This window comes from Rhodococcus sp. NPDC049939 (assembly GCF_040656415.1).
Lineage (GTDB): Bacteria > Actinomycetota > Actinomycetes > Mycobacteriales > Mycobacteriaceae > Rhodococcus_F.
Map to the genome: position 1 here is coordinate 44,581 of NZ_JBFAMC010000001.1, position 11,542 is coordinate 56,122.

General features: G+C 63.0%; 10 protein-coding genes and 1 pseudogene. 9 read left to right on the plus strand and 2 right to left on the minus strand.

Annotation, left to right across the window (positions count from 1 at the left end; all coding sequences use genetic code 11):
* The first annotated feature begins 68 nt into the window (after positions 1-68).
* The 5 genes from AB0I57_RS00180 (at position 69) to AB0I57_RS00200 (ending at position 3,961) form a co-directional block, all read left to right on the plus strand.
* Positions 69-1,244 carry a 4-hydroxybenzoate 3-monooxygenase gene (locus AB0I57_RS00180; RefSeq protein ID WP_358328128.1) on the plus strand — a complete coding sequence of 392 codons (1,176 nt, stop codon included), beginning with the start codon at positions 69-71 and terminating at the stop codon, positions 1,242-1,244.
* Between the two features lie 105 nt (positions 1,245-1,349).
* On the plus strand, positions 1,350-1,658 hold the full coding sequence (locus AB0I57_RS00185; RefSeq protein WP_358328131.1) for a type VII secretion target: 309 nt from the start codon (positions 1,350-1,352) through the stop codon (positions 1,656-1,658).
* A complete protein-coding gene (locus AB0I57_RS00190) occupies positions 1,655-2,866 on the plus strand; it encodes a hypothetical protein (RefSeq protein WP_358328134.1) in 1,212 nt (403 codons plus the stop codon). The genes AB0I57_RS00185 and AB0I57_RS00190 overlap by 4 nt, the downstream gene beginning before the upstream one ends.
* A gap of 209 nt (positions 2,867-3,075) precedes the next feature.
* Positions 3,076-3,402: a hypothetical protein gene (locus AB0I57_RS00195; RefSeq protein WP_358328137.1), complete on the plus strand. Its 327-nt coding sequence runs from the start codon at positions 3,076-3,078 to the stop codon at positions 3,400-3,402.
* Between the two features lie 73 nt (positions 3,403-3,475).
* Complete coding sequence (locus tag AB0I57_RS00200) at positions 3,476-3,961, plus strand: hypothetical protein (protein WP_358328139.1); 486 nt, start codon at positions 3,476-3,478, stop codon at positions 3,959-3,961.
* 198 nt (positions 3,962-4,159) lie between these two features.
* Here AB0I57_RS00200 and AB0I57_RS00205 read toward each other — a convergent pair whose 3' ends face one another.
* Positions 4,160-6,013: a cutinase family protein gene (locus AB0I57_RS00205; RefSeq protein ID WP_358328142.1), complete on the minus strand. Its 1,854-nt coding sequence runs from the start codon at positions 6,011-6,013 to the stop codon at positions 4,160-4,162.
* A 193-nt stretch (positions 6,014-6,206) separates the two neighbouring features.
* On the opposite strand from AB0I57_RS00205, the pseudogene AB0I57_RS00210 reads away from it, so the two are divergent.
* The 4 genes and pseudogenes from AB0I57_RS00210 to AB0I57_RS00225 form a co-directional block, all read left to right on the plus strand.
* Positions 6,207-7,547, plus strand: a pseudogene (locus tag AB0I57_RS00210) (thioester reductase domain-containing protein); the annotation flags it as partial.
* A 188-nt stretch (positions 7,548-7,735) separates the two neighbouring features.
* On the plus strand, positions 7,736-8,665 hold the full coding sequence (locus AB0I57_RS00215) for an ABC transporter ATP-binding protein (RefSeq protein WP_358328145.1): 930 nt from the start codon (positions 7,736-7,738) through the stop codon (positions 8,663-8,665).
* Positions 8,662-9,513, plus strand: a complete 852-nt coding sequence (locus AB0I57_RS00220; RefSeq protein ID WP_358328147.1) for an ABC transporter permease — start codon at positions 8,662-8,664, stop codon at positions 9,511-9,513. The genes AB0I57_RS00215 and AB0I57_RS00220 overlap by 4 nt, the downstream gene beginning before the upstream one ends.
* Positions 9,503-9,745 (plus strand): helix-turn-helix transcriptional regulator, encoded by a 243-nt coding sequence (locus tag AB0I57_RS00225; RefSeq protein WP_072690758.1) that lies wholly within the window; start codon positions 9,503-9,505, stop codon positions 9,743-9,745. The genes AB0I57_RS00220 and AB0I57_RS00225 overlap by 11 nt, the downstream gene beginning before the upstream one ends.
* Before the next feature lie 475 nt (positions 9,746-10,220).
* Here AB0I57_RS00225 and AB0I57_RS00230 read toward each other — a convergent pair whose 3' ends face one another.
* Positions 10,221-11,504: a hypothetical protein gene (locus tag AB0I57_RS00230; protein ID WP_358328150.1), complete on the minus strand. Its 1,284-nt coding sequence runs from the start codon at positions 11,502-11,504 to the stop codon at positions 10,221-10,223.
* Between the last annotated feature and the right edge of the window lie 38 nt (positions 11,505-11,542).

Here is an 11,542-nt window from a genome sequence, read left to right on the forward strand (position 1 = left end):
TTGGGGTGTCGTGGCCTCGGTTCCGCCAGGACAGTGGCATGTATCACAAACCACGCAGGGAGTTTGTCATGAAAACACAGGTCGGGATCGTTGGCGCAGGTCCCGCTGGACTGATGCTGTCGCATCTCCTGTACCTGAAGGGCATCGAGTCGGTCGTGCTCGAAAGACGGACCCGCGAGGAAGTGGAGGGCACAATCCGTGCCGGCGTGCTCGAGCAGGGAACCGTCGACCTGATGGTGGACACCGGGCTCGGAGACCGTCTCAAGCGCGAAGGCTTCACCCACCACGGGATCGAACTTCGATTCGGCGGGCGGGGCCATCGCATCGCATTCGACGAGCTCACCGGTGGTCGTGCCGTCACCGTCTACCCGCAGCACGAGGTCCTGATAGACCTGATCGCCCGACGGCTGGAAGACGGTGGCGACATCCGGTTCGGAGTGTCCGAGGTCCAGGTCCACGACCACACCACGGATGCCCCCAAGATCACCTACATCGATGCTGAGGGCAATGGGCAGACGCTGACATGCGCACTCGTTGCGGGCTGCGACGGCTCACGTACCGGCACCCGCGATCTCATCCCCGAGACCACCGTGCGCACCGACCACTTCCGCCAGTACCCGTTCGCCTGGTTCGGGATCCTCGTCGAGGCACCGCCGTCGTCAGAGGAACTGATCTACGCCAACCACGAAAGGGGTTTCGCGCTGGTCAGCACCCGCACCCCCGAGGTGCAGCGGCTCTATCTGCAGGTAGACCCTGACGACTCGGTCGACAACTGGTCGGACGACCGCATCTGGTCGGAACTACACGCCCGCGTCGATGGCGAGGGCGCGGAGATCAAGGACGGAAGGATCTTCCAGAAGTCGATCCTGCAGTTCCGCAGCTTCGTCTGCGAGCCGATGCAGCACGGCAACCTCTTCCTCGCCGGAGACGCCGCCCATACCGTCCCCCCGACAGGGGCCAAGGGCATGAATCTGGCGATCGCCGACGTCTACTTCCTGTCGAAGGCGATGGACGAGTATTTCGCCACCCGCAGCCGTGGCAGACTGGATGCTTACACCGAGACGGTGCTTCCGCGGGTGTGGCGCAGCCAGCATTTCTCGTGGTGGATGTCCTCGATGATGCATCGACTGCCGGACACCGAATTCGGCCACAAGCGGCAGATCGCCGAACTCGACATGGTCACCCGATCCGTCGCGGGCCGCACGTTGATCGCCGAGAACTACGTGGGCACGCCCTTCGAGTAGGTAAAGCCTCCTGGGTAGCTCGAGCGCAGTCCGGGCAGTTCCCGCTGGTAATCTTCCGGCCCGGTGGTGCACGTGGCGTGCATCGCAAGGGGGAGGGGAGAACTCGTGCAGCCCGGCGTAGTGGTTCAAGTCGAGCCAGACAAGCTCAGGGAGCTCGCGGAACGTATTCGAAGGTCTGGCGACGCGGTCGGTGAACTGGCGCCCGTCGCCGATGATGTGTCACCAGTTCCGACAATGACCGGTTCCGCGTTTGCGGGCGCACTCGAGCACACTGCCCTTGCAATGGACCGTGTCGTCGCCTACCACCGCGACGTGCTTCATGAATTCGCCGAGCAAGCAGATCAGGCCGCCGCGCGGTACGAGCAAACGGATACCGGTAATGCGCTGGCGTTCAACGAAGTTGGCCCGCTGTGACTGACGCATACGGGGGCGGATACGTCGACGCCTATTCCCTGCCGCAGATTCTGGGGTGGAACTTGGACGGTGCTGAAGAGATCGGCCGCAAGTTCAGGTCGAAATCCGAGGGCATCGAGGACGTGATCACCGGAGCGGGGAAGTCCATCGATCGGTCGTACGAATACTGGAACAGTCCTGCGGCTGAGACGGCAAGGGATCGCGCAGCCGATAACAGATCTGACGGGGTTCGAACCGCGGTGGTGATGGAATCGGTGAGTGCGGTCGCGGACCGGTATGCGTCGAACATGAGGTCCGAAATCGCGTACATCAAAGACAAGCTCTCCGAGGTAGAAGAATCCGAGTACCAATTGTTCGTCGAACCCGACGGCGGGGTCCACTCGCGTCGGTCCAACGCCGACTGGATTGCGGAATGGGGGGTTCTCGCGGCTCCGAAACTCGCGGCGAAGGAGGCTGAGGAGTTCTTCCTTCAGAATGAGATCCGGAAGGCGTTGACCAGGATCCAAGAGTTGGACAAGGAGGGCGCCGAACAGGTTGCCCGGTGCCTCGAAGGTTTGAGCGACGCCGTCAAAGTTGGCGTTACCGCAGTGTCTACGGACCCGTCTCTGAACGAGGTGCTCTTCGAGTACCAGACGGCACCGTCCGGGGCAGGCGCCTCTCTGTGGCCGTCGGGTGAGGTCTTGAACGCGATCAGGCTGGTATCGCCTAGCTATCAGCCGACCCTCATGACTCCGGAAGAAGTGAAAATGATGATGCTCCTCTTCCATGAGCACGGTCCCGTCGGACTCGTCGATCTGAATCGCATGAAGGGTGCCGCCGAGAGTGCTGCGCAAGAGCAATTCCCCGAGTCGACGGCTGACGGTCACGGGGACGCGTTTCGGCACACCTACTGGAATGCGCTCATGACTCGAGAATTCGGCAGCGACTGGACCGCGGATTTTGCCACCGCACACGAGGGGACCGGCGCGAATCCACCGCACCGCGAGGCGATGGACCTTTACAACAACGAGCTCGGAAGAAGGCTCGCGTTGGAACATCCCGATGCCACACCGGAGGAGATGCAGCAGATTGTTCTCGACGCAATCACCGGCGGCGAGGCGATAGTGATGGACGGTTTCGGGCACATCGGCTGGAGCGACCAGGTGCCTGTTGGCGCATCGCAGCCACCTTCCTCGATAGATGTGCCGCTGCCGTCGGGAGGGAAGTGATGAAGTCGTCGAATCGGGTGCGGTTGTGCGCAGCGCTGATTGCGACTTCCCTACTAGCGGGGAGCTGCGGGTTCTTGCCGATCGATCGCAATTCCGCGGTGGCGTGCGCCGCAACGTTCGACGTCAGAACGCCCACGTTCTCGCCAGCGGAGGATGAGTCTTTTTGGAATTCCGTTAGAGCCGCCGCCGGGCAGTCGGGCACTGTTGCGATGGGGGATGTGTTCGCGGGGTCGGGGTGGCACGACACCTGGGACGTGATGGTGTTGGCGAACGAGGGAATCGAACCGGACCGCCTGAACAGGCTGGGCGGTGCCACCGATTTGTGCTGGTTCGGGTTGCCCCCAGCTGACTTCGACCGCTGGGTGTGGGGGTTGTACATATTCTTCCGTGACGGCCAGCCGATCAGAGCGGTCCGGTGGGAACCGCACACGAAGTTGATCAGGATCCCGGGACCTGGCGACCAGGTCCTGCATCCCGATACCGTGATGGCGCCAATGGCGAACCCCTATGGTGATCCTTGGCTTCAGCCGGCATGAGCTTCCAGCTTGGATGATTCGAGGGGGTGGATCGATGCCGTCGATGCGTCGTGTCCGGATATCCGCAATTCTGATGGCGTCTTCAATTCTCGTGGGCGGTTGCGGGCTGTTGCCTATCGATCGCAATGTTGCGGCTTTCTGTGCCGAGACGGCCGATGTGAAGGACCTCGTCTTCACGCAGGAAGAGGATGATTCCTTCTGGAATGCCGTCAGAGCCGCCGCCGGGCAGTCGGGCACGGTTGCGATGGCGGATGTGGTTGCGGCGTCTGGTTGGAATGACACCTGGGATGTGATGGTAAAGGCGTCCGCGGGAGTCGAACCGGATCGCCTGAACCGGCTCGGCGGTGCTACCGATTTGTGCTGGACCGGTTTGCCCCGTTTTGCCGGCGACGGGCCGGCACATGGGGTGCATGTGTTCTTTCGCGCCGGCCAGCCGATCAGGGCAGTCGAGTGGGATTGGCGAACCCAGCTGTTCATGATTCCGGGAGACGTCGACCAGGTTCTGCGACCCGCTACCGAGATGGCACCTACCGAGTACAACTGGCTTCAACCGGCATGAGGTTCCAGCTTGGACGCGAAGCATTCAGCGACCAGAATTCGACATTACTGACCCACCCTGTGGCGGGTCGGAATGTCCACACACTCGCGGGCCGGACGCCGATGGCGGAAAACTACGTGGGCACGCCGTTCGAGTAACGCCTGTCAGGCGGCCCGGCCACTGCCTCACCGACGTCGGTGAGGCAGTGGCCTGCGAGGTCTATTCGCTCGCCGGTGCCGACTGTGTGGTGGTCGGCAATGACTCGGTCGTCACGGGTGAGGTGGTCGGTTGTGAAGAGCTGTCCGAGTCGCTGTTCGGTGTGCTCGCCGTGCCAGGGGTACTGTCCGTCGCGGCCCTGGTCGGCGTCGGCGTCGGGGTCGTGTTGGCCGACGCGCTCGACGACGGTTCTACCGAGGTGCTCGTCGATGACTCTGCCGCCGTGCCCGTCGACGATTCAACCGACATGCTCGTTGACGGGTCCGCCGACGTGCTCGTTGACGACTCTGCCGCCGTGCTCGACGCCGATTCGGCCGAGGTGGGGGTCGAGGTAGGCGTCGTAGTCGGGGTGGTTTCGGACGTCGACGCATCCGTCGATTCGTCCGATGTCGTTGTCGACAGTGTGGCCGCGGTGGCCGTCACCTCATCCAGTGCCTGCGACAGTTCCTCCGAGCTGAGCTTCGCCGACGGATCGATCCGCTCTCCGGCCTGAGCCTGCTGCGCGAGGTGGGTCAGCCATGCCGCCGCGTAGTCGGCGGAGGTCAGCGGCTTGCCGTTCTCGGGGTCGGCGTCGCGCCAGTAGTCGAAGTGGTGCCCGACGTCGGGGCCGAGTGTCAAGTTGTACGGGTCACTCATGACTACCGGGATCGTGTTCTGATTCGTCACGATCAGGCCGATGACTTCCTTGAACAGCTTTTGCGGCAGGTACGCGAGCGGAGACATCTCGTCGGTCTCGATCGACTCCTGCTCGTCCGAGACCAGAGTCACCCCCGGGATGTCCGAGGTGTCGGCCGGGTCCGTGGTCGGCTCTGTCGGGGCCGGTCCGGTGTACGACGGATCAGACACCTTCAGCAGCACGTCCAGAAATGTTTCGTCGCTCTGCATCCAGTCAGGCTGGGAGCGGATGTCCGCAAAGGCGTCGATCGCGATTTGGGACACGACAGTCGCGACGTCGATGCCGGTTGCCGGGGTCAACTGTTCTGTCTCGAGTGCGTCGATGTCGAGCTGACGGCCGACGTTGATCACAAGCTGCAGCAAGGAGATGTTCTCAGGTGCCGCGCAGGTGAGGTCGCCCTCGGAGCAGAACGAGGCGATCCGGCCGTTCAGGTCACCGAAGTCGTCGCCACCGGTGTCCGGCAGCGCGCCTTGGCCGGAAACGGGGTTGTCGCCGTTCTGGTATTCCAAGTCGAATCCGTCCGGATTGGAGAAGGGGTTCTCCGCGCCCGGGAAAGGACCCTGGCCGCTGGCGCGACCGGCGTCGGCGAGGATGACGACACCTACGACGTTGTTCGGATCGACGATCCCGTATTCGCCGTCTGCGCCGACTTCCTGGTGACCGACGTTCATCGCTACACGGCGGGCGACATCGGCGCCCTCGCTGTAGCCGACGATCGCGAACTGGGTGTCCGGGCACGAGAAGCGGATCGCTTCCATGACCTCTTGGGTGTTCTCGACACCGGTGTTCACTGCGTCTTCGTAGCTGGCCATGTTCGCCGGGTACGCGATGTACATCGCGGCGTACGAGTCAGGATCGACGGCTCCATTAGGTGCGTTGGCCGCCTGATCGATCCATGGGCTCTCGTAATCGTCCGCAGACGCCGCGGGCAATTCGTTGCCGTTCTCGTCGACGAGCATCCTGGTGGTGCCCGCTCGGGGAGTGTCACCGCGTCCCGCGATCGAGATGGTGACCATGTCTCGGCATTCGGTGGTCGACGCCACCAGGGCGGTTTCGTCGGTGCGCGTCGGTGACGGCCACAAGGCCCAAGTCAACCCCACCAGCAGCACTACCCCCAGCGCGACCCGGGTGAGCACCCGAGCCGCGATCCGATGCCGCGCCAGAAAACTCTCACTACTCAATGTCCACTCCCCAAACCAACCGTTGGTCAACGCGCGAATAGACCCGATATCACGCGTAGCGTCGAGGGGAATGTCGCAGACAACGTCCGTCGCGTTACATCCTGCACCTGGACCGGTGGCGCGAGGGTCAAATGGCGTCAGGAGGACGGCTATGACCACAGACACTTCCCGAGATGCACGACTCATCGAGGTGTCCACTCGACCCACCTTCGAGTCGGTGCACAGCCGTGACGCGGAAGTCGTCCGTGCCACCGACCTCGAACTCGGCAAGTTCATCGACACGGCGACGCTGGCCGCTGCGACTTCACTGCCCGCACCGTCCGGCCCTGTCCGGACCGTTCTGATGACCGGCGCGACCGGTTATCTCGGGCGCTTCCTGTGCCTGTCGTGGCTCAAGCGCCTCGCACAGGTCGACGGAAAGCTGATCTGCATTGCGCGCGGCGACGACGCCGTGGCGGCCAGGCGCCGTATCGAAGGAGCGATCGACAGTGGTGATGCCGAACTGTCGCGGCACTTCCGCGACCTCGCCGACCGACACCTCGAGGTGCTCGCCGGTGACCTGGCCGAGGCAGATCTGGACCTCGACACCGGAACCTGGGATCGGCTCGCGCAGTCGGTCGACCTGATCGTGCACTGCGCGGCGCTCGTCAACCACGTGCTGCCGTACCGCGAACTGTTCGGCCCCAACGTCGTCGGTACTGCCGAGATCATCAGGCTCGCCATCTCGACGCGCCTCAAGCCGGTGACCTACATCTCGACCGTCTCGTTCACCGTATTGCCCGGTGGCGGTTCGATGGGAGAGGACGAGGACGTTCGGCAGAGGATTCCTGTCCGCCCGCTCGACGATTCATACGCCAACGGGTACCAGAACAGCAAGTGGGCCGGTGAGGTACTGCTGCACGAGGCACACGACCTGTGTGGACTACCGGTGGCGGTGTTCCGCCCCGCCATGACCCTCGCGCACAGCCGATACGCTGGGCAGCTCAACGTGCACGACAGGTTCACCCGACTCCTCTTCAGCATCGTCCTGACGGGGCTCGCGCCGCGCTCGTTCTATCGCCTCGACGCCAAAGGCAACCCACAGCGTGCGCACTTCGAGGGCCTGCCCGCCGATTTCACGGCCGAGGCCGTCACCATGCTCGGGGCCGCCGCGACGTCCGGGTTCCACGCGTACAACGTGCTCAACACCCACGACGACGGCATCTCGCTGGACCAGATCGTCGACTGGCTGATCGCGGCAGGGCACGACATCAAGCGGATCGACGACTACGACGAATGGTTGCGTCGATTCCGGTCGGCGATGGAATCGCTGCCGGCCGAGCCACGTCGGCGCTCCGTGCTCCGGCTGCTGAACGCGTACACCGTTCCGGCGCCGCCGATGCCGAGCGGACAGGCGTCGGCGGAAGGATTCCGCGCCGCAGTGAAGTCCGCCGGAATCGGCGCGACCGGAGACGTGCCTCACGTGACGTCGTCGCTGATCAACAAGTACGTTGCCGACCTGCGACACCTCGGCAGGCTTTACGACGTCACGTAATCGGCGAATTGGTCGCCTTGTTCTGCAAGAGCTTTCGCTCCCATGGATATCTAGCTCGTCCAGGCGTCGAAGCGTTGTCGTGACGTCCCTGTCGGCCAGATTCTGCCTGCCTCCCAAGAAGTATTACCGCAATGATGTGTAGTACATATGCTACATTTCATCAAACAGCAGCAATGATGGGGAGGCTCATGAGTTCGAGAAGTGGGGTTGTGCTCGATGTCGATGGATTGCGGATGCGATACGGCGACAAGGATGTTCTGCTCGATGTGACGTTCCAAGCTCAGTGCGGGGAGGTACTCGTCATGCTCGGCCCCAATGGGGCAGGAAAGACGACGACCGTCGAGATCCTCGAGGGTTTCCGCAACCGCTCGGCGGGCCTTGTCAGTGTGCTGGGCGTCGATCCAGAGAACGGCGACGAACGCTGGCGGGCACAGGTCGGCGTCGTACTGCAGTCGTGGCGCGACCACGCCAAGTGGCGCGTGCGTGACCTGCTCGCGCACATCGCCACCTTCTATCAGCCCTACTTTGCTGGCGATGGCCAACAATCCTGGGACACAGACGAGCTCATCGACCTTGTCGGGCTCACCGAGCAGGCGCGAGCCAAGATCGCGACTCTCTCGGGTGGTCAGCGCCGCCGACTGGACGTTGCGATCGGCATCGTCGGCCGACCGAAGGTGCTGTTCATGGACGAACCCACCGCCGGCTTCGATCCCTCGGCCCGCAGGGACTTCCACGATCTCGTACATCGTCTGGCAGACCTCGAGGACACCACGGTGCTCCTCACCACCCATGACCTCGACGAGGCAGAGAAGATTGCCGACCGGATCCTGATCCTGGCAGGAGGGCGTATCGTTGCCGACGGCTCGCCCGATGCGTTGGCCCGCGAGATCGCGGGTGAGGCCGAGGTGCGCTGGACCGTCGACGACCAGCGCTTCGTGCACACCACCGCAGACTCGACGAAGTTCGTCCACGAATTGTTCAGGCAGCACGGTGATTCCATCGGTGAACTCGAGGTACGCCGTGCCTCGCTGGAGGACACCTACATGGAGCTGGTCCGCCGCAACGAGTCGGGCGACGACCCGACCGGCACACTCACTCTCGCGGAGGTCGCCCGATGAACCCCACTGCTAACGCGGTCCGTGCCGGCCTCGCTCGCGGCTGGATCGAGCTTCGTCAACTGTTCACCAACGGTACTGACCTGATCGGGCAGTTCGGAACCGCGGCCATCGCGCTGGTCGTGCTCTACCTGCTGCGCAATCGCGAGTACATGGGCAGCGATCTCTCGATCGCCGAACTCGCGCTCCCCGGTCTCATCGGGTCGATCATCGTGTTCAACGGCCTGTTCGCGATCACCAACGTGCTTGTCCTGGACCGCGAGGACGGCACGCTGCTGCGGGCCAAGGCGGTGCCGGGAGGGATGATCGGCTACGTGGTCGGCAAGATCGTCTCGGCCGCAGGATCCGTTGTCGCTCAAGTGGTGGTGGTGCTTGCGGTGGGCCTAGTGGTCATCGGCGGGGTGTCGCTGGACGGCCCCGGTGCGTGGGCGACATTTGTCTGGGTTCTGCTGCTTAGCCTGCTCGCCACGCTTCCTCTCGGCGCGATCCTGGGTGCCGTCCTCGACGGCCCCCGCGCGACGTTCCTGCTGACGATGCCGCTCATGGGGCTCATCGCTATCTCCGGAATCTTCTACCCGATCACGGCGCTGCCGGGGTGGTTGCAGGCCGTCGGTCAGGCGTTCCCGATGTACTGGAGCGGCCTCGGAATGCGCTCGGCATTGCTTCCCTCAGACGCGGTGACGGTCGAGATCGGCGAGTCATGGCGGCACGCCGAAACCGCCGCGGTGCTGGGCGCCTGGGCGGTAGTGGGACTGCTGATCGCGCCGGTAGTGTTGCGACGCATGGCACGTCACGAATCGGGATCGAGTATGGCTGCACGACGAGAGAAGGCGATGGAGCGTGCCTTCTGAGGCCATCTATAACCGTATCGCGATGCTGCGCGCCGAGCGGGGTATATCGCGGCGGGAGTTGGCCGAGGCGCTGGGCGTCCACTATCAGACCGTGGGCTACCTCGAGCGCGGTGAGTACAGCCCCAGCCTGCACCTGGCGCTGCGTATCGCCGCGTACTTCGAAGTGGCGGTGGAGGTCGTGTTCTCCACCGAGCCGTTTCCCAGGCTGGGGTCGGGCGCCGAGTCCGCGTGACCCGGCGCCTGGGCCGGGGACCTGTCGTGCGCCGACGTATGCCACGAGATCCTCGCAGGTGAGGGTGGAACGCGATTCGACGAGTGCCCCCGTGGTGTGCCGTACCGCCCAGCACTGCGCGACAGTTCAGCTTCTCACCGTAAACACGGGGAACGGCGAGGGGCTGAACGCGTGTTACCAAAACAGCTACCGAACGAGGGATCTCGGAACTACCGAGGCCGCCGAGGTGTGAATCAACCACTGGGGAGAATTCTGGGGTTGGTGATCGTCGGAACCGCCGCAGCGTACATCAACGGCACTCACACTCCGGCAGCGCCGTACGTACCGGGTGCGACGACTACCTCGTACGGTCTGGTCTATGCTTCCGCGTCGCGTTTCAAGGGCGCTCCGTAAAGGAACACGCCGTCAGCGACCTGGACCAGACTCCTATGGATCCACTCGAAAACAGCTAGCATTGAACACAACTCGTTGATCGCTACACGCTGATCCGAAGTCCGCCACTCCACGGGGCGTTATCGTGTTCGCGTTGTTGGTTGCCCGGCCGTGACTCCTCGGGAGGCTGGCGCCTCTTGTACAGAACCTTCGCTGTGGCGAGTGCCTCATTAACTCCCGCATACTGCTTTCTCAGCAAATCGTCTGCGAGTACGCCCTCAAATAACTCCCTGTAAGAGTACGACTTGTACGTTTGATGCGCAGGGACCATGGCTTCCTCGGTGAAGTACCACCACCCCAGTTCCGGTTCGTGCTCAGGATCATCGCTGGCGTCGCACTGTTCCTTTTGTACGATATTGCGTAGCGCAGTAGGGCCATCCTTGAGACGCTCGCGTTCGACCAACTGGAACATTTCGACAATGTCCTTCGTGCAGGCAGAAGCAAGGCGCTCTGCGCAGACCGCGACACCTAGTTCCTCCAACGCGTCGGCCAACTCCTTGGCGAACGATGAAGCTTCCTTTTGCGGTGTCCACTCATGAGTTGACAGAACGCTTTCCTCTTCGTCTTCTATCCGAATCTCGAGATGGTCATGTGCTGCGTCGAGAACGAATCGATAGTACAGAGTTGTTTCCCAGATTCTGGTTCTTACGCCACCCTCACTGATGATGTTGCGCTCGGTGGCTAAACGGAGCGCGGCAATCAGAGACTGACGGTCGAATCGATCGAGTAGCCGACTGTATACCCCCATGCGAACCTCATCGTCCCGCAGCAACCAGCTCATGACCTCGCTGCTGATGTCGTCGACTGACTTGGCTGTACGCTCGGCGAGGGCCTTTGCGTCACTCGCATCCTTCACGGCTGCTTTGGCAGTGTCGTCGGCGTGTTTGCTGAGCTTGCCGACGCGGTCCACCCCCGCAAGGACTTTGGTCCCGACCCACGCAGCGGGCACTATTAATAACAATGCCACGCCGAGGTTGACGAGTACGCTACTCCACCACGGATTATCATCTTGAAGTTGGCAGGATGCGAGCAAGGCGGCTATCGATCCGAGAATGACGAAAAGGACGAGGGCATAGAGCCCACCCCGCCCCTCCGGTGGCTTGCCCATAGACCTCCCCGAAGACCTTGCAACGACAACTCGTCCGCGCCGAATTTTGCCATACGTCTTGTGCCGAAGGCGCGGTCCCGGCTTGTCGAAGTCGACATGCACGCCGTCGAGGGACCTTTGGTGACCTTCGTCGAGTTCACCGGAACCCATTGGGCACACCCCAGAAGATGCCGCCGCGACCGCGATGGAGTCGATCTCGTCGAAGGTCAGCTGCAGCACTGCCTCGAGCGGGATGAATCCTCATCGTGCGGCGGTCG